The organism is Shinella sp. OV683, from assembly GCF_057787725.1.
In genome coordinates this window covers 2,658,738-2,680,626 of record NZ_CM173543.1, presented here as the reverse complement: position 1 = coordinate 2,680,626, position 21,889 = coordinate 2,658,738, and the positions used below count along the sequence as shown (strand labels likewise).

The following is a 21,889-nucleotide window of genomic DNA, read 5'->3' as shown; positions in this document are numbered from 1 at the left end:
TATGACAAGAATTTGGAACGAAACCGGCTTTCAGAGCGACGATCCGTGGGTGATCGAGACCGAGGAAACCAAGGCCGGCAACAATGAAAAGCCGATCCTGCCGCTCGCGAGCTTCATCGAAAAGGCGCAAGCCGGCGAGACAAATCTCGGCGTGCTGATCTTGCCTGCCGACAATGTCAGGGATCTCGCGCCCTATCTCGACAACATCGCTTTGGTGGCGGTGTCATTCCCGGCTTTCAACGATGGCCGGGCCTTCAGCCACGCCTCGCTGCTGCGCGAGCGGTTGGGCTACAAGGGCGAATTGCGCGCTGTCGGCGACGTTCTGATCGATCCGATCCCGCTGATGTTGCGCTGTGGCATCAACAGTTTCGCCGTCACCAACGCCACCGCGCTGAAGCGGCTGGAAGAGGGCAGGTTGCCTGGCATTCAAAACCACTACCAGCCGACAGCTCGCCCCTCAGAGGATCCCAAGTCCTATAGCTGGCGTCGGGTTTCCTGAAAATTCAGCGGGATAGGTGAAATTCATTCGTACACTAACAATTTTCTGGCTTTTGCCGGCGTTTTGGAGTATGAATGGTGTGCGGATCGATGCGATTTTCAAAAGCATATTCCGCTTTGCATTTCGGCATTGGAAACCGGTGCCTTCTAAATCGGCTGGATCTGTAATATTTGCCTAGCCCTGCATTGAGCTTGACGATTCCGAGGATCACCACTTCATGAACGCGCCCGTACTGAACACCGACACAGCATCCGCAATTCCGGCAGGGGTCTATGCCGAAACGGTGACCGCCGTTCAGCATTACACAGACCGGCTGTTTCGGTTCCGGATGACGCGTCCCGTCGACTTCCGCTTCCGCTCCGGCGAGTTTGCGATGATCGGGCTGGTGATCGACGGCAAGCCGCTCTATCGCGCCTATTCGGTAGCCAGCCCGGCCTGGGATGAAGAGCTCGAGTTCTTCTCGATCAAGGTTCCCGATGGCCCGCTCACCAGCCACCTGCAGAATCTCAAGGTCGGCGACACCGTGCTGATGCGCAAGAAGCCCACCGGCACGCTCGTCAATGACGCACTCGTCCAGGGCAAGCGGCTCTATATGTTCTCGACCGGCACCGGCGTCGCGCCGTTTGCCTCGCTGATCCGCGATCCGGAAACCTATGAGAAGTTCGAGGAAGTCATTCTTTGCCACACGACGCGCGAAGTCGCGGAGCTGCAATACGGCTTCGACCTCGTGGAGGAGATTCGCAACCACGAATTCCTGTCGGAAGTCGTCGGCGTCAAACTCAAGCATTACGCGACCGTGACCCGCGACGCTAACTATCCGCATCAGGGCCGCATCACCGATCTGATGCGCAACGGCAAGCTGTTTACCGATCTCGGCGTGCCGCCGATCGATCCGGCAGTGGACCGCGGCATGATCTGCGGCTCGGCCGCGATGCTGAAGGAAACCAAGCAGTTGCTGATCGACGCGGGCCTCAACGAAGGCGCCAACAACAAGCCGGGCGAATTCGTCATCGAGCGCGCCTTCGTCGATTGATTTGATCGATAGCACCTACCGGACGACAGGGCGGCCATCGGCCGCCTTTTCTGTTTCTGAGGGCGCGATCACGTGTCCTGGGCGAGCAGTCCGTCGACCAATCGCGTCATCGCCTTTTCCGCTCCTGTTGCATCGCCTTGCAACAACGCACGAATGACGCCGACGTGCAATTCGACGGCCAAGGCAAGCGATTGGGAGGTGGCGCGATCGAACCAGTAGCGCCGCGAATGGGTCTGAAGCGATGCCAGCGCCTGCGAGATGAAGGGGTTGGGGCAGGCGGCCTCGATGATTTCGTCGAATGCCTTGTCAGCGGTGAGGAACCCCTCGAAGTCTCCCGTTAGCGAGCACTCTGCCATGGTCTTGGCGCAATCGATCAGCGCCTCACGCAAGTCTGCCGAAATGTTGCCGGCCATCAGCTGCGCGGCGAGGGGCTCCAGCTGCCGGCGTGTTTCCAGTACCATCTGTGGGTGGGCGGGGTTGAGCGGGGTGATCTGCAGCCCGGCGCGCGGACGCACGGCAAGCAGGCCCTGCCATTCCAGTTTCTGGATCGCCTCTCGCACGGGCGTGCGCCCATAGCCTGCAAGCTCGATCAACTGCTTCTCCGTCACCAGCGATCCCGGGGCAAGTTTGAGCGTGACGATAAGGCTTTCGAGCTTGAGATAGGCGAGGCGGCTTTGCGATTCCGGGGCTTCGCGCATTTGCTTGATTCCAACTGATATATCAGGCGCCAGCATGTCGTAAAAGGAACGCCCAGACTACTGATATATCAGATTGGGAATTTGTCCATGCGCTGAGAAGACAAAGCCTTAACCAGAGGGCTGGACTTCAAGTCTGTTTTGCATTGCGTCTGCAGAGGCGAACAATCGCCGACGTCAATCGATGAACTGTTCCGCGAGGATCCGGTCGGACCAGGAATGATCGGGATCCGACAGCAGTTTCGCCGACCGCCCCTCGGACAGGGTGATGGTAACCTCGACCACGGACTTTATCTCGGTATTGTCGGCGACAGCGTTTACCGGCCGCTTTTCCGGCTCCAGCATGAAGATTTCCACCTTGACCCGCTCCGGCAGCAGCGCCCCACGCCAGCGGCGCGGCCGGAAGGCGCTAACGGGCGTCAGCGCCAGCAGCGGCGCTTCGAGCGGCAGGATCGGCCCGTGCGCCGAGAAGTTATAGGCGGTGGAGCCTGCAGGTGTGGATAGAAGCAATCCGTCGCAGATCAGTTCCGGTAGTCGCTCATGGCCATCGACGATCACGCGCAATTTGGCCGCCTGATAGGATTGCCGGAACAACGACACTTCGTTGATCGCATAGGCGATCGCCGTATTGCCGTCAGAATCGACGGTCTGCATCTTCAACGGCCGGATGGTGTTTTCCACGGCATGCGCGATGCGTTCGAGCAAGCTCTTGGAAGAGTATTTGTTCATCAGGAAGCCGACCGAGCCGCGGTTCATGCCGTAAACCAGCTTGCCGGTATTCATCGTTGAATGCAGGGTCTGCAGTACAAAACCGTCGCCGCCCAGGGCCACGATCACATCCGCTTCATCCACTCCGACATGCTCATAGAGGTTGGTGAGCTCGTCACGCGCTGCCTGCGCGTCATCCGCGTTGGAGGCGACAAAGGCGATGGCGTTGACGGCACGGGGCATGGCACTCGATCATATGAGGTCGGGAGAAGACTGCTATAGCAAAAACCTGAGGATCAGAAGAGCCTGTTTCTTCCATGATTGCAATATCATGCGGATTCTTCTCTTTGATGACGATTGACGCCGGACGCCGCAGAAAGCAAAACGCGGACGCGATGGACCTGCTAGATAATCGGTAGGCGGAACTGGAGTGGCAAGATGCGCGAAATCCTGATTGTGGGCATCGGCTCGGGTAACCCCGAGCACATGACGATCCAGGCCATCAACGCGCTCAATCGCGCCGATGTGCTGTTCATCCCCACCAAGGGCGAGGCCAAGGCGGAACTCGCCGATGTCAGGCGCGAGATCATTGCCCGCTTCGTGAGCAACCCGGCAGGCCGTGTCGTCGAATATGCCGTGCCGGAGCGCAAGACCGCCGACCGCAGCTACACGACCAGTGTCGACGACTGGCATGCCGCGATCACGAAGATCTATGTCGATCTCTTTGTGAACGAACTCGGCGAAGCCGGCATCGGCGCGTTCCTCGTCTGGGGCGATCCGATGCTCTATGATTCGACGATCCGCATCATCGAGCGGGTGCGTGCAAGCGGCAAGGTCGCCTTCGACTATTCGGTGCTCCCCGGGATCACCAGCCTGCAGGCGCTCTGTGCCTCACACCGCATCCCGCTCAATCTGGTGGGCAAGCCGGTGGAGATCACCACTGGCCGACGCCTCGCCGAGACCTTCCCGCACCACACTGAAACGGTTGCTGTGATGCTTGATGGACAGCAGGCGTTCAAGGACATCGACGATCCCGATGCCGAGATTTTCTGGGGCGCCTATCTTGGAACCGGCCACGAGATCGTCATCTCCGGCAAGCTCGCCGACAAGAAGGACGAGATCCTCAAGGCACGCGCCGAGGCGCGCGAAAAGAACGGCTGGATCATGGACATCTATCTGCTTCGCAAGGGCGCGGATTTTGACGACTAGACCGCCATGTTGATCCTGCTCAATGCACGCTCTTGCGGGCTTCGGCTAAAAGCGGTTTAGAATGTGCACGTGAAAGAGACGATGACCTTGGCCCGGCCGAAATCAGCTTTGAACGATGTGACGCCGCCCATGCGACGCGGCGAATGTCCGACTGTGGCCCGGCCGATGCAGACAGGCGATGGCTTGCTGGCGCGGCTGCGGCCGATCGGAAACAGCCTTTCGATACCGGAGTTGAAGGGGCTTGCCGTGGCGGCATCCCGTTACGGCAACGGCATCCTCGAGATCACCGCGCGCGGCAGCCTGCAGATACGCGGGCTGCGGGCCGACACGGTTTCGGACTTTGAGAGTGCCGTTCTGGCCGCCGGCATTCGCCCGGAAACCGGCACTAGCGTCGAGACACCGCCACTCGCCGGCATCGACACTACAGAGCTGGTTGATACGAGGCCGTTTGCTGCAAGCCTGAGACAGAAAATTGCCAGCCACCAGCCAATGCTCGATCTGGCGCCAAAGCTGGCGATCACCGTTGATGGTGGCGGCAGATTTCATCTCGGTGGCGTCTCTGCGGATGTGAAGGTGACGGCATTTCGAGATGGCGAGGACATTCGCTTCCTGCTGGCCGTCGGTGGAACGGTGCAGACCGCAAGGGCTGTCGGCGTTTTTTCACCCGATCGCATCGAGGGTGCGGTTATGGCAGTTCTGGACTTGCTGTCCAACATGGGCCGAAAGGCGCGCGGCAAGGATCTCGAGCTTAGCAGGCTGGAATCGCTCCACGGCTCCCCATTGAGCACTCCTGAAATCGCTCAGGCCATCGCACCATTACTGGGCATCCATTCGCCCCCCTCTGCCCTTCGGGCATCTCCCCCACAAGGGGGGAGAGCAGCGGAGTCCGTAGAAGCTTGCTCGCCCCAAGTGGACGATTTCATTTCAGGCGAGAGGGAGCCGCGAATCTCTACTCTCCCCCCTTGTGGGGGAGATGTCCCCGAGGGACAGAGGGGGGTGATCCTCGGCATCGCCTTCCCCTATTGCCAAGCAAGTTCCGAGCAACTCACCGCTTTCGCCGATGCAGCCGAAGCTGCAGGCGCCGCTGAAATCCGTCTGGCACCGAACCATGGCTTCTTCCTCCCGGGCCTGACATCCCAGGCCGCTCTAATGCTCCAGCATGCCGGCTCAAATCTCGGCTTCCTGACCAAGCCGAACGATCCACGCGGCTCGATTGCGCTCTGCGCTGGCGCACGCGGCTGTGCCTCGGGGCTGTTGGATACGCATCGCCTTGCAGATCTCGTGCTCAAAACCGCTCCCGATCTCCTGGATGGTTCGTACACGCTGCACCTCTCCGGATGCCCGAAAGGTTGCGCGCATCCGGCACCTGCGTTGCTGACGCTCGTCGGTGCGCCATCAGGCTACGGCCTTGTCGTAAATGGCGCCGCCTCGGCAAAACCCAATGCCTATCTTGACGAACAGGGCATCGAAACTGCATTGAAGCGGCTGGCGGCGCTGGTCGGGGAGGAACGGCAGGCTGGCGAATCGGCCGGAGCCTGTCTTACACGGCTGGGCAGCGAGCGCATCGGCGCGGCCTTGCAACTGGAAAAACAATGATCGAATACGACTATATCCGCGACGGGAATGCCATCTATGAGCAATCCTTCGCCATCATCCGCTCGGAAGCCGACCTCAAGCGCTTCTCTGAAGCCGAGGCCGATGTCGCCGTGCGTATGATCCATGCCGCCGGATCGGTGGGCGCCGCACAGCATTTTGAATTTGGTCCCGGCTTTGTCGAGGCTGCCCGCAAGGCACTGCAGGCCGGCGCGCCGATCTTCTGCGATGCCGAGATGGTCGCTCGCGGCATCACTGCCGCCCGGCTGCCGGCTGGCAACGAAGTGGTCTGCACGCTGCGTGACCCGATGACAGCTGAAATCGCCAAAGAAATCGGCAATACCCGCTCGGCTGCCGCCCTTCGCCTGTGGGGCGAGCGGATGGCGGGTTCTGTCGTGGCCATCGGCAACGCACCGACCGCACTGTTCTATCTCCTCGAAATGCTGCGCGACGGTGCCCCCAAGCCGGCCGCCATTCTCGGCATGCCCGTGGGCTTTGTCGGCGCCGCCGAATCCAAGGCAGCACTGGCCGAGCATTCCTATGGCGTGCCCTATGCGATCGTGCGCGGTCGCCTTGGCGGCAGCGCCATGACAGCCGCAGCACTGAACTCGCTTGCGAGGCCGGGCCTGTGACCGGTGTGACAATCGGAAAACTCATCGGCGTCGGTACTGGTCCTGGCGATCCGGATCTCCTGACCGTCAAGGCGGTCAAGGCCATACAGAGCGCAGACGTTCTGGCGTGGTTCGCCAAGGAAGGCAGGCGTGGAAACGGGCGCGGTATCGTCGATGGGCTGGTGCCGGATACCACCATCGAACTGCCTCTTTATTATCCCGTCACGACTGAAATCCACCGGGCGAAGCCGGAGTATATCGATCAAGTCACCAGCTTCTACGAAGCCTCGACCGCCACGATTGCCGAACATCTCGCCGCCGGCCGCACGGTCGCGGTGCTCAGTGAAGGCGATCCGCTGTTCTACGGCTCCTACATGCATCTGCATGTGCGCCTTGCCAGCCGCTTTCCCACCGAGGTCATTCCGGGCGTCACTGCCATGTCGGGTTGCTGGTCGCAGGCCGGACTGCCGATTGTACAGGGCGACGATGTGCTGAGTGTTTTGCCGGGTACGATGGATGAGGGTCAACTGGTTCGTCGGCTAAACGATACGGAAGCTGCCGTGATCATGAAGGTTGGCCGCAACCTGCCGAAGATTCGCCGGGCGCTTGCTGAAGCCGGCCGCGTCAACGAAGCCTTCTATGTCGAGCGCGGCACGATGGCCAACACATCGATGACCCCGCTCGCCGAGAAGGATGATGACGAGGCACCGTATTTCTCCATCGTCCTGGTGCCTGGCTGGAAAACGAAACCATGACCGGCACGCTCTACGTCATCGGCACCGGCCCCGGTAGCCCTGAGCAGATGACGCCGGAAGCGCTGGCAGCGGTTGGCAAGGCGACCGAGTTTTTCGGTTATTTTCCGTATCTTGATCGCCTGTCACTGCGTAGTGACCAGAAGAAGATGGCCTCGGACAATCGCGAGGAACTCGACCGCGCCAAGGCGGCGCTCACCCGCGCGGCGTCCGGTATCGATGTAGCAGTCGTCTCCGGTGGCGATCCCGGTGTATTCGCCATGGCTGCGGCCATCTGCGAGGCCATCGAGGCTGGCCCCGACGAATGGCGCAATATCGATATCGTCGTCACACCCGGCGTCACCGCCATGCTGGCCGTAGCCGCGCGCGCCGGTGCGCCTCTGGGCCACGATTTCTGCGCCATCTCACTCTCCGACAATCTCAAGCCCTGGGACGTCATCACACGTCGGCTGCAACTGGTGGCTGAGGCCGGTCTGGTGATCGCGCTCTACAATCCCATCAGTAAGGCGCGGCCATGGCAACTCGGCCAGGCCTTCGATGTGCTGCGCAAAATTCTGCCCGGCACGGTGCCGGTGATCTTTGGCCGCGCTGCGGGCAGGCCGGACGAGAAGATCGTCGTCATGCCGCTTGTCGATGCCGATCCGCTGGTCGCCGACATGGCCACCTGCGTCATCATCGGTTCGCCCGAAACCCGGATCATCGATCGCGGTGATAAGCCTGGCCTTGTCTACACGCCGCGTTTCATCGCCGGAGCGAGCGAGTGATCGATGGTCTCGAGCGCGGTCTGGACGTCCCCAACGGTCGGGATGCCCAGTGGCTTTTGCCGTTCAATCATGACGACGGCGATGCCGAGCGCTCTTGCTGCGGCGATCTTGCCGTAGGTGGCCGTGCCACCGCTGTTCTTGGAGACCACGACATCGATCTCGTTGTCGCGGAGCAGATCGCGTTCATCGGCCTCGTTGAACGGCCCGGAAGCCAGCAGATATCGGCAGTCCGGCACATCGAGAGGCGGCTCTACCGGATCGACGCTGCGCACCAGATAGGAATGCTGGGGCGCTCGGGAAAACCGATGCGCTTCCTGCCTGCCGATCGCCAGGAAAACACGGCGCGGCATCTCTCCCAACGCCTCGACCGCAGCCTCGACACTGCCTACGGAAATCCACCGATCGCCATCTTGCCGCACCCAGCCCAGGCGGCTGAATGCGAACAGCGGCACGCCTTCCATCCGCGCCGCTTCGGCAGCATTGGCAGAAATCCGGTTGGCAAACGGATGCGTCGCATCAACGACGAGCGCTATTTCCTCGGATCGGATATAGTCGGCGAGGCCGGCCGCACCACCAAAACCGCCGATGCGCGTCGGGATCGGCAGCGGTTTTGGATCAAGCGTCCGCCCGGCAAGCGAGATGGTGGCATCAATGTCGCTGCGCATCGCCAACCGCTCGGCCAGCTGCCGCGCTTCGGTGGTGCCGCCGAGTATCAGGATGCGGGGTCTGCTCATGCCTGAAATGTCCAAATCCTCCATCGCGCCGATCCGTTGGCTGACCATCGTCGGCATCGGCGAGGACGGTATAGCCGGGCTCGGCGACGAGGCCAAGCACCGGATTACCCAAGCCGAATTCGTCTTCGGCGGCAAGCGGCATCTCGACCTTGCCGGTGCTCTGATCAAGGGGCAGGCCGAGCACTGGTTAAGTCCGCTTGACCACTCCATTGATGTGATCAAATCGCGGCGCGGGCGAGGGGTTGTTGTGCTGGCTTCGGGCGATCCGTTCTTCTTCGGCATGGGCGCAACACTTTCGCGGCACATCGCTCCCTCGGAGATGATTGCGCTGCCCGCACCTTCATCGTTCAGCCTTGCCGCCTCACGTCTGGGCTGGCCGCTTCAGGACGTGGCAACGGTCTCCGTGCATGGCCGTCCGGTCGACCTCATCCGGCCGCATCTGCAGCCGGGGGCGAGAGTTTTCGCACTGACTTCCGATGAAAAAGGGCCGGCCGAATTGGCACGACTACTGGCGGCCAATGGCTTCGGTCGCTCCGAAGTCACCGTGCTCGAAGCGCTGGGCGGCGAGCACGAAGAGATCAGCCGGCATGTTGCGTCCGACCTCGGCGATCCCAGGTTCAACGCGCTGAACATCTGCGCCATCGATGTTGTTGCGGATGCTAATGCCCGCGTGATGCCACTCGCCTCGGGGCTGGATGACAGCCTGTTCGAGCATGATGGCCAGATCACCAAGCGCGAGATCCGCGCTGTCACGCTGTCGACACTGGCGCCGCGCAAGGGCGAATTGCTCTGGGATATCGGCGCCGGGTCGGGTTCGATCTGCATCGAATGGATGCTTTGCGATCCCGCCATGCGTGCTATCGCCATCGAGGAAAATGCAGCGCGGGCCGCCCGCATAACTAGCAATGCATCGGCTTGCGGCGTGCCCGGTCTCAGTGTGGTGATAGGTGCTGCGCCAGATGCTCTTGACGATTTGCCGACGCCCGACGCGATCTTCATCGGCGGCGGCGGCAGCGAATCTGGGGTCATCGGGCGCGCCATAGCAGCGCTTCGTCCCGGCGGCCGGCTGGTCGCCAATGGGGTGACTTTGGAAATGGAAGCGGTGCTGCTGAGCCATCACGCTCGATTGGGTGGTTCGCTGATCCGCATCGATATCGCCCGCGCCAACCCGGTCGGCAGCATGACCGGCTGGCGGCCGGCGATGCCGGTGACGCAATGGTCCTGGACCAAGCAAGGATAGAGACATGAAAGTGCATTTCATTGGCGCCGGCCCCGGTGCCCCAGACCTGATCACCGTGCGCGGCGCAAAACTGATCGGCAGCTGCCCGGTCTGCCTCTATGCCGGCTCGATCGTGTCGCCCGAACTCCTGCAATATTGCCCGGAAGGCGCTGATATCATTGACACCGCGCCGATGTCGCTCGATGAGATCGAAGCGGAATACGTCAAGGCTGCAGGCAAAGGCCAGGATGTCGCCCGGCTGCACTCTGGCGACCTTTCCGTCTGGAGCGCGGTGGCCGAGCAGATTCGCCGGCTTGAAAAGCACGGCATCGAATTCACGATGACCCCCGGTGTGCCGTCTTTCGCTGCGGCAGCGGCCGCTCTCGGTCGCGAGCTGACAATCCCCACTGTGGCCCAGAGCCTTGTATTGACCCGCGTTTCCGGCCGCGCGTCGCCGATGCCGGCCAAGGAAACGCTCGATAATTTCGGCCGTACTGGATCGACACTGGCGATCCATCTGGCCATCCACGCCCTGCCGCAGGTGGTCGCCGAGTTGATGCCGCTCTATGGCGCCGATTGCCCTGTGGCGATCGTCGTCAAGGCGAGCTGGCCGGACGAGCGCATCATCCGCGCCACACTGGCCACGATCGAGGCAAAGGTGCTGGCCGAGCCGATCGAGCGCACGGCATTGATCTTCGTTGGGCCGGGATTGGAAGCCTCGGATTTCCAGGAAAGCTCACTTTACGATCCCGCCTATCAGCGCCGTTTCCGTGGCCGGGATTCGCTTTAGCAGTTGAAGCTATTGCGCAAGCCCTGATCGTCTGCGTGCCGTGCCGAGGCCACGCAGCCCGAACAGGCAAAGCAGCGCCGAGGCAAACAGGAACGCGTAGCCGCCGCAAAACCGGTAGAGCATCACGCCACCCACGCCGCCGAGCAGGAAGGCGACGATCGTCGTCAGATGCAGCCGGAGCCTCGTAATATTTCCCGCGGAATTGGGATTTGTCCTGCCGTGGAGTTTCCAGGCGAGGGCGATCTCGATTCCCAGATCCGTCGCCATGCCGGAAACATGCGTGGTGCGGACGCGCGCGTTCGAAAGCCGGGTGACGACGGCATTCTGCATCCCCATCAGGAATGCCAGCCAAACCACGAGCAAGTCGACGCGGATGGAGCCGGTTACCCAGAGATCGACTGCGGCAAGCGGGGCGAGAAGCAATCCCTCGAACAAGACCACGAAGGCATAGGGGCCCGTCATTTCCCGCCGCTCACCGGCAAGGACGACAAACGTGCACGCGGCGGCTCCAGTGATGAATGCAAATACAATGGCGACATAGAGCCACGCGCTGGCAAAGGCCCCGGTCGCAAGATGGTCCGAGAGTATGGACACATTGCCGGTCATGTTGGCCGAGAAGAAGCCGACAGCGTAGAAGGCGGCGGCGTTGATACCGCCGGCGATCGAGGCAAGCGTCACCGCCAGCCTCTGGTCGATGACTGCGTCTCTCTGGGTTCCGGGTGTGATTAGCATGCGCAAATGATGAATGTGGCGGGGCGGGAAGCCTGAACAGGCCTAGGCTTGATCATGCACGAGTCGCGCCGCGCCGCAAGGGGCTCTTTACATCGATTTCCTCGCCTGCCAGGCCATGCTCGTGAGTGCAGCACCGATACTGATCAGTTGGATGCCGAGCATCAACCCCACCAGCCAGATGGCGGTGACCGGCAGGTAGGCGAGCAGGAAGACCGATAGCAGTACACCGATGATGCCGCTCGCCAGCACCCATCCCCATTGCGCCATCGGCCGGATGGTGAGTGCAAACACGATCTTCGAGACGCCCTCGATCATGAAGAAGATGATGAGCAGTAGGGTGATCGTCACGAGGCCTTGGCCCGGATCGCGCAGGAACAGGAAGCCGATCAGGACACCCAGAATAGCGGAGATCAGTTGCAGCCAGAAATGTGGTACGTGGCGGGCGCCGAACAGGCTGAAACCCTGGATGACGCCGCTGAAGATGAGCAGCCAACCCAGCAGGACGACGACGGCAACCGCTGACATCAGCGGATAGATGATCGCCAGAATGCCGCCGATCAGCAACAGCACACCCTGAACGAGATACCAGAAAGAATGTCGCTTGAAGGTCTCGCGCATAGCGGTTCGGAAGGCTTCCGCCGCTGCTTCCAGATCGTTTGCCATGATGTCCCCTCTCGCATCGATTGATGAACAAGAGGAGACTATTCCCGTTTCGCTGGTGACTCAACACATGATTGCAACAGCGACGGTGTCGCTGTCAGTGACTGCGCGCCTCGAGCACCTCGACCGCTGCCTTGGACACCGTGATACGCTCGGCATTGGCAGTCCGAGCCGAAAGGCGCTTGTCGCCCGGCAGGCGCACGGCGGGCGTTTCCAGCACTGCCTCAAGCATCATTTCCAGTCGCTCGGCAAAGCCGGCGCCGGCGAACTTTTCCGGGGAGAGCGCAATAATCATCTGGCCGGTGCGCGGCGGGCCGCCCTCGTTGTCGCCGAAGGAGGAAGCCTCGAACGACCAATGCGAGCCTGTGAGACCGGCGGCAAGGATATCGACCATCAGCGCCAAGCCAAAACCCTTGTAACCGCCGATCGGCAGCAGGCTGCCTTCCATCGCCGCATTGGCGTCGTTGGTGGGTTTGCCGTCCTTGTCGATCGCCCAGCCATCAGGCAATGAAATACCAAGTGCCTGCGCTTCGATGACGGCGACCTTGGCCACCACGCTTGAAGACTGGTCGATGACCAGCGGGGCGCGATCCTTGCGCGGCACACCGAAGGCGATCGGGTTGGTGCCGAAAAACGGTGTCTTGCCGCCAAAGGGAGCGATCGACGGCGAGGCATTGGCGACCATGAAGGCGACGAGCCCCTGATCGGCAAGTTCCTCGACGAAATAGCCGAGCGAGCCGCAGGCATAGGAATTGCCGACCGCAAGCGCCGCAATGCCCTGTGCCTTGGCGGACTGGACGAGAGCAGGCAGGCCGAGCGCGATGGCTGGATGGGCAAAACCGGTTCCGGCATCGACGGTGACCAGCGACGGGGTGCGCTGTTCGAGCTTGGGCTTAGCGAAACCATCGACCTTGCCGACAGCAGCATGATCGCAATAGACGGGCAGGTAGGACAGGCCGACGATCTTCTGGCCGTCGCGCTCGGCAGCAGCAATCGAGCGGGCGACCGACGTTGCATTTTCCGGGCTGACCTTGGAGGCGGCAAGCGCGCGCTCGCCCAGTACAACGATCTCGTCGAAGGTCATCGTCATTGTTTCGGACATTATGCGGTCGGCTCCATTTCAGTCTTTTTCTGCAGCTTCGCCAGCTCGGCGAGCGGAATGTGGCAGCGTAGAGAGTGGCCGCTCTCCGCTTCGAGCAGTTGCGGCTCTTGTTCCTCGCAGATCGCCCCGATCTTGCGTGGACAGCGGGTCTGGAACACGCAGCCGCTTGGCGGATTGCTGGCCGAGGGGATCTCGCCTTCGAGCCGGATGCGCTCGCCATGCGTGCCGTCAAGTTTTGGCACGGCGGACAGCAGCGCCTCGGTGTAGGGATGGTGCGGGCCGTTGAAGACCTTTTCGGACGGTCCGAGCTCCATGATCCGGCCAAGGTAGAGCACGGCGATCTTGTCGGAGAGATAGCGGACGACACCGAGATCATGCGAGATGAACACATAGCTCACCTGCCGCTCGGCCTGTAGATCAGCGAGCAGGTTGAGGATTGCCGCCTGCACAGAAACGTCAAGGGCCGAGGTCGGCTCGTCGCAGACCACGAGTTTCGGCTCGCCAGCAAAGGCGCGGGCGATCGCCACGCGCTGTTTGAGACCGCCCGAAAGCTGGCGCGGCTTGAGCGCAAGGTGCCGTTCGGAAAGCCGCACGGATTTGATCAGTTCCAGCAATCGCGTGTTCAGCGCTTCGCCGCTCATACCGCCGAGCCGCTTCAGAGCTCGACCAATGACATGCCGGATCGTGTGAGAGCGGTTGAGCGCCGAATCCGGGTTTTGGAAGACGATCTGCATCGCCTTGACCTGTTCGCCTGAGCGCTCTTCAAGAATGGAAGGCAGCGGCTTGGCGTCGAGCGTGATTGCTCCGACCTGATCCGGCGGCATAAGACCCAGCAGCAAGCGGGCAAATGTCGTCTTGCCTGAGCCGGATTCGCCGACCAGTCCGAGCGTCTCGCCGGCCTCGATTGTCAGCGACACATCCGTCACCGCGCGCAGCGGGTGGCCATGCTGGTTGAACGTCTTGTTGAGATGCTCGATCTGCAGCACAGGCGCGGACGCCACATGACGTATCGGCACCTTGATTTCGTCCGGCGTCTCGCGCGGTAGAGACGCGGCCCGCTCGTGATAATGGCAGCGCGAGAAGCGACCGCCAAGATCGTGTAGCGGCGGTAGTTCGGTGCGACAGCGACCGTCGGCCAGCGCACAACGATCGACGAACGGACAGCCCTTGATCACGGCACCGGGCGCGGGAAGCGACCCGGGGATCGTATCGAGCCGGTTCTCATCCTTGCGCTCGCCTGCGCGCGGCAGGCAGCGGAGAAGTGCGACCGTATAGGGATGGCGCGGATCGTTGAACAGTGTATCAGTCGGGCCTTCCTCGACCAGCATGCCGGCATAAAGCACGCCAACGCGGTCGCACATCTTGGCGACGACAGCCAGATTGTGGCTGATGAACAGGATCGAGGTCGAAAATTCCCGGCGGAGGTGACCGATCAAGTCCAGAACTTCGGCCTCCACGGTCGCGTCCAGCCCCGTTGTCGGTTCATCAAGAATCAACAGGGCCGGATCCTTGGCGAGCGCCATGGCGATGGCCACGCGCTGTTGCATGCCGCCCGAGAGCTGGTGCGGATAGCGATCCATGACACTGGCCGGGTCGGCAATTCGGACGCGGCCCAGCATCTCGATCGAAAGCCTGCGAGCTTCGGCGGCATTCTCGCCATTGAGCTCGAAGGTTTCGGCGATCTGGCGACCCACCTTGATGGTCGGATTGAGCGACTTGCCCGGGTCTTGATAGACCATGGAAACCGCCTTGGCGCGCATCTGGTGCAGCGCATCGCGATCGAGCTTGACGATATCGGCGCCGTCGATCTCGATCTTGCCTGCGGTGATCTTGCCCGAGCGAGGCAGGTAGCGGACGGCGGTGAAAGCGACGGTGGATTTGCCGCAGCCGGATTCGCCGACGAGCCCGTAAGCTTCGCCCTTGCCTATACGGAAGCTTACGTTGCGTAAGACCGCCTTGTCGCGGCCCCCGGATCGGTAGGCAACGGAGAGATTTTCGATTGAGAGCGCGTCAGTCATCGAGGGCTCCCTGGAAACCGTCTGCAATCAGGTTGACGCCGATCACCAGCGAGGCGATGGCGAGTGAATCGAATAGCACCGCCCACCAGAAGCCGCCGGCGATCATGCCGTAATTCGTGGAAACGCTGAGACCCCAGTCCGGCGAGGGTGGCTGGATGCCAAAGCCCATGAAGCTGAGGGTGGCGACCGCAAAGATCGCATAGCCGAGTCGCACGGTGGTCTCGACAAGGATCGGCGGCAGAACGTTGGGCAGGATTTCAACGAACATGATGTGCAGCGCATTCTCACGCCGGAGCTTGGCCGCTGCGACATAGTCGAGTTCGCGCTCAGACAGCACGGCCGAGCGGACGGTGCGGGCGATGATCGGCGCAAACGAAAGGCCGATGACGCCGATGACGGTCCATTTCGACGTACCGAGAGCGACGATCGCCAGAAGTGCGATGATCACCGAGGGGATGGCCATGAAGGCTTCGAGCACGCGGCTTATCACATCGTCGACGATACCGCGGAAATAACCGGTCGCCAGCCCCAGCGCCGTGCCGACAATGGTGGCGGCGATCGTCGCCAGCGGTGCGACCGTCAGGATATCGCGCGAGCCGACGATGACGCGCGAAAAGATATCGCGGCCGAGCTGGTCGGTGCCGAACCAATGATCGGCATCCGGCGGCATCATAGAATTGATCACATCGTCGGCGAGCGGATCGTAGGGTACGAAATAGCCGCCGAACAGTGCGCAGAACACCCAGAACGACACGATAGCCAAGCCGGCGAGAAAGGTGGGTGAACGGAAAAGCGCCGACAGGATTTTTGAAAAGCCGGTGCGTTCCGGCGTGGGCGTTGCTTCGATCGTGCTCATTGTTCACCCCCAAGGCGGATGCGCGGATTGAGCACCGAATAGAGAATATCTGCCACCAGCGTTGCCACCGCATAGACGATGCCGATCGTCAGGATACCGGCTTCCAGCACAGGGAAGTCCTTGCCGCGCGCTGCTGTCAGGATCAGCGAACCGATGCCCTGGTAGCGAAACAGCATTTCGACGACGACCAGGCCGCCGATCAGGTAGCCGGTCTGGGTGGCAATCACTGTAATGGTCGGCGTGAGCGCGTTGCGCAGCACATGCCGCCAAATGACGGTCCGCCAGGGCAGGCCCTTGAGCACGGCAGTACGGGTATAGTCGGAATCCAGCGCTTCGATCATGCCGGCGCGCGCCATGCGGGCGATATAGCCGAACAGCACCAGAAACAACGGCAAGGCGGGCAGGATGAGATAATAGAGCTGAGTTCCAAATCCGGAGCCTTCCGGCCAGGTCGCCGAGATCGGCAGCAATGGAAACCAGATGCCAAGCACCAGGATCAGCACGATGCCGGTCACGAATTCCGGCAGCACAGTGGCCGAAAGCCCGCCGAGGCTGATGATGCGGTCGAGCGGTCGATTGACGTTGAGCGCGGCGATCACGCCGCCAAGGATGCCCACCGGCACCACCATGACGAAGGCGACGGCGGCGAGCTTCAGCGAATTCAGCAGGGCGCCGATGACGAAGGGCGCGACGGGCAGGCGATAGGCATAGGACATGCCCATGTCGCCGATGACGAAATGGCTGATCCAGTCCCAGTACTGCACGAGATAGGGACGATCGACGCCGAACTGATGATTGAGCAATTGCACGGCGGCTTCATCGGCAAACGGGCCGAGAATCGAACGGCCGACATTGCCCGGCAGCACTTGGCCGCCGAAGAACACCATCATGCTGAGTAGGACGAGCGTCACCAGCGATAGGGCGACACGTCGAGTGATAAACCTGGTAATGGCCGAAATCCCCTGTAGTCCGCAGTCGGCCGGGCGCACGCGCCCAGCCGATGGCGTTTAAGCCGATGCAGAGATCAAATCACGCCTTGGAGGCGCGGTCGAGGAAGATCTGCGACATTGCTGTCAGGTTGACACCGGACACGCCCTTGGTGGTCGCGCCGAGGTAATCGAGGAAATATCCCCAGATCACGGGCGTTTCCTCGAGCAGCAGCTTCTGGATCTTGCCGGCTTCAGCCTTCTGGGCTTCGAGATCGAGCGCAGCAATGTATCCGGCTGCGAGCGTATCGTAGTCCTTGTTCTTGAAGTGGGCGGAATTCCAGGTGCCTTCGCTCTTGAGAGGCGCCGTCAGATAGACGTTCGGCACACCGCGATGGCCGTAGTCGGTAATGCCCATGGCGGAATCCAGCCACTGCGACTTGCCGTAGACGGCATCGCCGTAATAGGCGCCGGAATCCATAACATTGAGTTCCATGTCGATGCCGATTTCCTTGACCGCATTCTGGATCAGCTGGGCGTAGTCAGGGATTTCCTGGTAGCGCTGCGTGGTCAGCGTGATCTTGGTGCCAGCCTTGTAGCCGGCCGCAGCCAGCAGTTCCTTGGCCTGGGCGATATCCTGCACACGCTGTGGAACCGTGGTGTCGGTCGATGGATAGACCGGCGCGAACGGGTTGTCGTTGCCGAGCGTGGCACGGCCACGGCGCAGGCCCTTGACGAGCTTTTCGCGGTCGATGGAGAGCGCAATAGCGCGGCGGACACGCGGATCCTTGAAGGGATCCATATCGGTGCGCATGTGCACCTGATAGTGGGTCGCCGACTTGATCGAGAGCATGGTGATGTTCGGATCAGCGATCAGGCCCATCGAAGCGAGCACCGGAAGCTGGTTGACGACGTCGACCTGCCCGCCCTGGAGTGCGAGAATCTGCGGCTGGATATCGGCGAAGAACACGAATTCCAGCTTGGCCGGAAGCGCCTTTTCACCCCAGTAATCGTCGTTGCGGACGAACGTCGCGCCGACCTTGGGCGTATACTTCTCAAGCTTGAATGCGCCAGTGCCGACGAAGTTCTTCTCGAAATCGCCGGCATAGTTGGCCGGCAGGATGATGGCGTTGTAGTTGTCGGAGGATAGCAGATACGGGAAATTGCCGTTCGGCGCATCGAGATGGAAGGCGACGGTGTAGTCGTCGACCTTCTTGGAGCCGCCCTTGGAAAGCACGCCGGCAAACACCGAAAGCGCATTCGAGGAGTTCTTCGGGTCGGCAAGGCGATCGATCGAGGCAACGACGTCGTCGGCGGTCATTTCGGCGCCGGTGTGGAATTTCACGCCCTTGCGCAGCTTGAAGGTCCAGACGATGCCCTTGTCATCCGGCGACCAGCTTTCGGCCAGCGCGGGCTTGAGGACGAGGTCCGAGCCGTCCATGCAGAGAAATTCGCCGGTCTGGCCGATCATGATCAGGCCGCCGACATCCGGCAGCGTGACGGGATCGATGGCGCCGGTCGGCGTGGAGCAGGCGACCTTGATGGTGGCGCCGGCAGCGCCTTCCGCACGAGCGAGCGACGGCGTGAAGCCGAGGCCGGCGGCAAAGCCGATCTGGCTGAGCAGCGGCAAGGAAAGGCCGAGAACGCTGCCGTGGCGCAGGAATTCGCGGCGGCTGACGCGGCCGTCGACGAGGCCGTCGATGAGGTGATTTTCAATTGGGTTGCGGTTACGCCGCAGGAGGTCGAGTAAGCGATAGTCTTTCATGGTCTGGTCCTTCCCCTTTTGTCTTCTGACTGAGAACACTTTGAAAGATATTATAATTCGTTTGGCCTTACCGCCATATCAGATCGGGTCGCCCCGATCTCTTTCTCCCTGGTCGCTTCCCACCCCGTCACCCAAACGGTCGGTCGCGTTTTTATTGTATATACTTATTACCGGTTTTTAGTTGAGCGGCAAGCGCCGATATGTGCCCGGCTTGACTGGATCGTGATATTTATTGCATGGCCCATTGTCGATGAGATCCTGATGGCAGATGGCGAGCTTCTCCTGCGAAAGCGTAACGCCGAGGCCTGGGCCTTCCGGTACACGCACCACATTGTTCTTCGGCGCGAACGGCCCGCCTTCGATGACATCCATCGGCTGCATGCGGAACAGCGATTGGTTCGGCTCACGAATCCATTCGATGGCGGCGCAGAGATGCAGATACGCCGAACTGCCGATACCACTGTCGCCACTATAGCACCAGAAATCGATCCCCGCAGCTTCACAGGCACCGACAAAGCGCAGCAGACGCCGAATTCCACCGACCGGCGTCGGATTGCCGACGATGGCATCCGGAACCCTCAGTTCCATGGCGCGGGCGATATCGAGGTTATGCGTCGAAAACGGAATGGAGCAATGTTTCCTCAGCTCACGCATGTCTTCGATCGTCGGCACCGGGTCTTCCCAGTTGCGGATGCCCAGCTCTTCGAGCTGATGTGCCAGCTGGCGCGCGGTGGCCAGCGAATAGGCCTGGTTGGAATCGATGCGGATCATCACATCGTCGCCAAGCTTTTGGCGGATCAGTTCGATCATCTTCAGCGATGTGCGTGGGTTCTCGGTGGAGAACTTGCCCTCGAACATGGTCGTACCATGCTCCTGGTTCATCCGCACACAATAGTCAGCGACCTCCTCGGGCGTGCCTTCGCCGCGCACATTGGGGCCGTCGCCGCGCAGCGAGAAGTAATCTGTGAACGGGATGTCCTTGCGCACCGCGCCGCCCAGCAACTGGTAGAGTGGCTGGTTCCAGGCTTTGCCCCTGATGTCCCAAAGCGCCATCTCGATAGCGCCGAAGGCCATGATGCGGGTGCGGTCATTGATGCTTTGAACGCCAGTCCAGTAGGGCAGGCAGACATGCTCGGCGCCGGCGAGATCGATGGGGTCGCGACCGATCAGCCGTGCTGCCAGCACATCGTTGATGATTTGTGCTGCAGCCGGGGTAGGGCATTCGCCCAGCCCGACAATGCCGTCGTCGGTCTCGACCTCGACAATCGTCGGCGAAAAGCCGTCGAGTTCTCCGAACACCCAGAGATAGGGCGCTTCGAGCTTGAGGTTGATCGGTGTCGCCTTGATGCTGCGGATCTTCATGTTCAGGCCCGCAGTTCGAGGAAGGGCTTGCCGATAAGGTCCGGGACCACGTCGATGCCGAGGCCCGGGCCATCCGGCACGCCCATCTGGCTGCCGACCACAGGCGGCTTGTTCGACGCCGTGCGCACGGTCACCCATTCGTGGAAAGCGATGGCATGCAGGCGACGCTCGACCGGTGTCGATAGCGACAGATGCGCCATCGCCGCCGTATCGATTTCCGCGCCGCCGGTATCCTCGACGGTCACCAGCAGGCCGAGATCGACGGCCAGATCGCGCAACTGGCGGGTCCGCGACACGCCGCCGAGGCGGGCGATCTTCAGAGTCACGCCGTCGGCTGCGCCGAGACGGTGGATTTCAAGCAGCGCCTCCAGCGTTTCGACGGACTCGTCAAGCACCATCGGCTTGTCCAGCGAACGGCGTACCGACATATTCTCGTCGATCGTCACGCAGGGCTGTTCGAAGACATAATCGATGGCGCGCGTGGCATCGGCGAACTGGCGGGCCTGGAACGGCGTCCAGCCGGCATTGGCGTCGCAGAAGATCACCGTGCCCTTGGGCACCGAAGCGGCAACGGCCGTCACGCGCTCGATGTCGCCATGCACGTCGCCGCCGACCTTGACCTGGATACGCTTGTAGCCTTCGCCGATGATGCGCTTGGCATGCGCTGCCATCGAATCCGGCGTGCCATGGGTGACGACCTTGTAGAGCTCGGCCATATCGCTGTCGGAACCGCCCAGCATCGTCACCAGCGGCGTGTCGGCAGCACGGGCCGTCAGATCCCAGGCGGCCATGTCGATCGCCGACTTGATATAGGGATGGCCCTTGAAGACGATGTCCATGCGGCGGTTGAACTGGGTCAGCGCGCGCGGATCGAGGCCCAGCAGATGAGGGGCGATCTCCTTGACGCCGGCTTCGGCACCCGCCGCGAAAGCTGCAGAATAGAAAGTGCCGAGCGGCGCCATTTCGCCCCAGCCGGTGATGCCATCATCTGACGTCAGCGCCACGATGATCGAATCGAAGGCATCGGCATGCCGGCCCTTGGACATCTTATAAGGTCCATCGATAAAGGGCTGCAGCATGCGGTAGGCTTTGATCTCTTTGATTTTCATGTCTTTATACCATTCTCCTCGAGGCTCTTGGCGTAAGCGACCAGTTCCTCGAAATTCCAGTTGATATGCTCATGTGCATGGTTTTTGGCAGCAGTGATGTCGTCGCCCTTGAGCAGCCGCACATAGTCCTCGTGCATGGTAACGTCTGGCACGACCTCGTCGCGGGCGCGCTGGTGAAGCGCAAAATACATCTGCAGCCGCCGCGCCAGCCGCTGCCAGCTGTCAAGCAGCAAGGCATGGTCGACCCATTCGTAGATCAGGCTGTGCAGTCGCAGCGCGGTTTCGATCTGCCGAGTCGTGTCCAGCGCCAACGTCGCCTGCTTAACGGCTTCATGGCGGCGGTCGAGTTCGGCAATAAATTCCTCGTTGCGGAGAGGCCAGACACGGGTAATCGCGAAGTCCTCAAGCACATGATGCATGGAATAGGCTTCGCTGATGTCCTTGGCGGTGACATTGATGACGTATGCGCCCGCATAGGGAATGTTGGTCAGCAGGCCTTCCTGCACCAATTCGCGGATCGCCTCGCGCAACGGTGCGCGGCTGACCTTCATCTGTTCGGAAATGCGGAGCTCGTTGACTTTCTGCCCCGGCTTCAACTGGCCGTCGAGGATCGCCCGGCGCAGCTGGCCGACGACTTCGGCGCGGCGCGTCGTATCGACAACGGGCTCGAATTCTGCCTTGGCCATGAGGTCCCCTGGATTGCTTTTTGCCAACAAATCACATTGTCGACAATCTAGCAATCAAGAAAAATG

Annotated in this window: 22 protein-coding genes; 9 read left to right on the top strand and 13 right to left on the bottom strand. The window is 61.3% G+C overall.

All coding sequences use genetic code 11. From position 1 onward, the window contains the following. The first annotated feature begins 1 nt into the window (after window position 1). Window positions 2-499, top strand: coding sequence for a DUF934 domain-containing protein (locus ACXHRN_RS12790; RefSeq protein WP_488641680.1), 498 nt, complete (start codon window positions 2-4; stop codon window positions 497-499). Window positions 500-716: 217 nt separating this feature from the next. Beyond that, on the top strand, window positions 717-1,532 hold the full coding sequence (locus ACXHRN_RS12785; RefSeq protein ID WP_488641679.1) for a ferredoxin--NADP reductase: 816 nt from the start codon (window positions 717-719) through the stop codon (window positions 1,530-1,532). 68 nt (window positions 1,533-1,600) lie between these two features. Here ACXHRN_RS12785 and ACXHRN_RS12780 read toward each other — a convergent pair whose 3' ends face one another. Both ACXHRN_RS12780 and ACXHRN_RS12775 read right to left on the bottom strand, forming a co-directional pair. Further along, window positions 1,601-2,230 (bottom strand): GntR family transcriptional regulator, encoded by a 630-nt coding sequence (locus ACXHRN_RS12780; protein ID WP_488641678.1) that lies wholly within the window; start codon window positions 2,228-2,230, stop codon window positions 1,601-1,603. A 174-nt stretch (window positions 2,231-2,404) separates the two neighbouring features. Continuing rightward, window positions 2,405-3,178, bottom strand: coding sequence for an NAD kinase (locus tag ACXHRN_RS12775; RefSeq protein ID WP_488641677.1), 774 nt, complete (start codon window positions 3,176-3,178; stop codon window positions 2,405-2,407). Between the two features lie 195 nt (window positions 3,179-3,373). Here ACXHRN_RS12775 and cobF point away from each other — a divergent pair, with 195 nt between their 5' ends. The 5 genes from cobF to ACXHRN_RS12750 all read left to right on the top strand — a co-directional run bounded on the left by cobF (window position 3,374) and on the right by ACXHRN_RS12750 (window position 7,864). Beyond that, complete coding sequence (gene cobF, locus ACXHRN_RS12770; protein ID WP_488641676.1) at window positions 3,374-4,144, top strand: precorrin-6A synthase (deacetylating); 771 nt, start codon at window positions 3,374-3,376, stop codon at window positions 4,142-4,144. Window positions 4,145-4,213: 69 nt separating this feature from the next. Then, window positions 4,214-5,740, top strand: a complete 1,527-nt coding sequence (cobG, locus tag ACXHRN_RS12765) for a precorrin-3B synthase (RefSeq protein ID WP_488641675.1) — start codon at window positions 4,214-4,216, stop codon at window positions 5,738-5,740. Beyond that, window positions 5,737-6,369 carry a precorrin-8X methylmutase gene (locus ACXHRN_RS12760; RefSeq protein ID WP_488641674.1) on the top strand — a complete coding sequence of 211 codons (633 nt, stop codon included), beginning with the start codon at window positions 5,737-5,739 and terminating at the stop codon, window positions 6,367-6,369. Before cobG ends, ACXHRN_RS12760 begins: the two co-directional genes overlap by 4 nt. After that, window positions 6,366-7,103, top strand: a complete 738-nt coding sequence (locus ACXHRN_RS12755; protein ID WP_488641673.1) for a precorrin-2 C(20)-methyltransferase — start codon at window positions 6,366-6,368, stop codon at window positions 7,101-7,103. Before ACXHRN_RS12760 ends, ACXHRN_RS12755 begins: the two co-directional genes overlap by 4 nt. Continuing rightward, entirely contained in the window at window positions 7,100-7,864 is a 765-nt protein-coding gene (locus ACXHRN_RS12750; protein ID WP_488641672.1) for a precorrin-3B C(17)-methyltransferase, read from the top strand. The genes ACXHRN_RS12755 and ACXHRN_RS12750 overlap by 4 nt, the downstream gene beginning before the upstream one ends. Here the strand turns inward: ACXHRN_RS12750 and ACXHRN_RS12745 are convergent. Further along, window positions 7,828-8,598, bottom strand: coding sequence for a cobalt-precorrin-6A reductase (locus ACXHRN_RS12745; RefSeq protein WP_488641671.1), 771 nt, complete (start codon window positions 8,596-8,598; stop codon window positions 7,828-7,830). The two genes, ACXHRN_RS12750 and ACXHRN_RS12745, sit on opposite strands and share 37 nt — an antisense overlap. A 7-nt stretch (window positions 8,599-8,605) precedes the next feature. Between ACXHRN_RS12745 and cbiE the strand changes: the two genes are divergently transcribed. Continuing rightward, a complete protein-coding gene (cbiE, locus tag ACXHRN_RS12740) occupies window positions 8,606-9,838 on the top strand; it encodes a precorrin-6y C5,15-methyltransferase (decarboxylating) subunit CbiE (RefSeq protein WP_488641895.1) in 1,233 nt (410 codons plus the stop codon). Between the two features lie 4 nt (window positions 9,839-9,842). Beyond that, the gene (gene cobM, locus ACXHRN_RS12735; protein ID WP_488641670.1) at window positions 9,843-10,607 is read left to right on the top strand and encodes a precorrin-4 C(11)-methyltransferase; all 765 of its coding nucleotides are present in this window, start codon (window positions 9,843-9,845) and stop codon (window positions 10,605-10,607) included. A gap of 9 nt (window positions 10,608-10,616) precedes the next feature. Here the strand turns inward: cobM and ACXHRN_RS12730 are convergent, their stop codons facing one another. The 10 genes from ACXHRN_RS12730 to ACXHRN_RS12685 form a co-directional block, all read right to left on the bottom strand. Next, complete coding sequence (locus ACXHRN_RS12730) at window positions 10,617-11,339, bottom strand: YoaK family protein (RefSeq protein ID WP_488641669.1); 723 nt, start codon at window positions 11,337-11,339, stop codon at window positions 10,617-10,619. Window positions 11,340-11,426: 87 nt separating this feature from the next. Then, window positions 11,427-12,002 carry an HdeD family acid-resistance protein gene (locus ACXHRN_RS12725; protein ID WP_488641668.1) on the bottom strand — a complete coding sequence of 192 codons (576 nt, stop codon included), beginning with the start codon at window positions 12,000-12,002 and terminating at the stop codon, window positions 11,427-11,429. Window positions 12,003-12,096: 94 nt separating this feature from the next. Continuing rightward, on the bottom strand, window positions 12,097-13,101 hold the full coding sequence (locus tag ACXHRN_RS12720; RefSeq protein ID WP_488641667.1) for an Ldh family oxidoreductase: 1,005 nt from the start codon (window positions 13,099-13,101) through the stop codon (window positions 12,097-12,099). Continuing rightward, a complete protein-coding gene (locus ACXHRN_RS12715; protein ID WP_488641666.1) occupies window positions 13,101-15,119 on the bottom strand; it encodes an ABC transporter ATP-binding protein in 2,019 nt (672 codons plus the stop codon). The genes ACXHRN_RS12720 and ACXHRN_RS12715 overlap by 1 nt, the downstream gene beginning before the upstream one ends. Further along, window positions 15,112-15,975: an ABC transporter permease gene (locus ACXHRN_RS12710; protein ID WP_488641665.1), complete on the bottom strand. Its 864-nt coding sequence runs from the start codon at window positions 15,973-15,975 to the stop codon at window positions 15,112-15,114. Before ACXHRN_RS12710 ends, ACXHRN_RS12715 begins: the two co-directional genes overlap by 8 nt. Next, complete coding sequence (locus ACXHRN_RS12705) at window positions 15,972-16,925, bottom strand: ABC transporter permease (RefSeq protein WP_488641894.1); 954 nt, start codon at window positions 16,923-16,925, stop codon at window positions 15,972-15,974. Before ACXHRN_RS12705 ends, ACXHRN_RS12710 begins: the two co-directional genes overlap by 4 nt. A gap of 79 nt (window positions 16,926-17,004) precedes the next feature. Further along, the gene (locus ACXHRN_RS12700) at window positions 17,005-18,666 is read right to left on the bottom strand and encodes an ABC transporter substrate-binding protein (protein ID WP_488641664.1); all 1,662 of its coding nucleotides are present in this window, start codon (window positions 18,664-18,666) and stop codon (window positions 17,005-17,007) included. Window positions 18,667-18,843: 177 nt separating this feature from the next. Beyond that, complete coding sequence (locus ACXHRN_RS12695) at window positions 18,844-20,028, bottom strand: mandelate racemase/muconate lactonizing enzyme family protein (protein WP_488641663.1); 1,185 nt, start codon at window positions 20,026-20,028, stop codon at window positions 18,844-18,846. 2 nt (window positions 20,029-20,030) lie between these two features. After that, complete coding sequence (locus tag ACXHRN_RS12690) at window positions 20,031-21,137, bottom strand: mandelate racemase/muconate lactonizing enzyme family protein (protein ID WP_488641662.1); 1,107 nt, start codon at window positions 21,135-21,137, stop codon at window positions 20,031-20,033. Further along, window positions 21,134-21,823, bottom strand: coding sequence for a GntR family transcriptional regulator (locus tag ACXHRN_RS12685; RefSeq protein ID WP_488641661.1), 690 nt, complete (start codon window positions 21,821-21,823; stop codon window positions 21,134-21,136). The genes ACXHRN_RS12690 and ACXHRN_RS12685 overlap by 4 nt, the downstream gene beginning before the upstream one ends. Window positions 21,824-21,889: the final 66 nt, after the last annotated feature.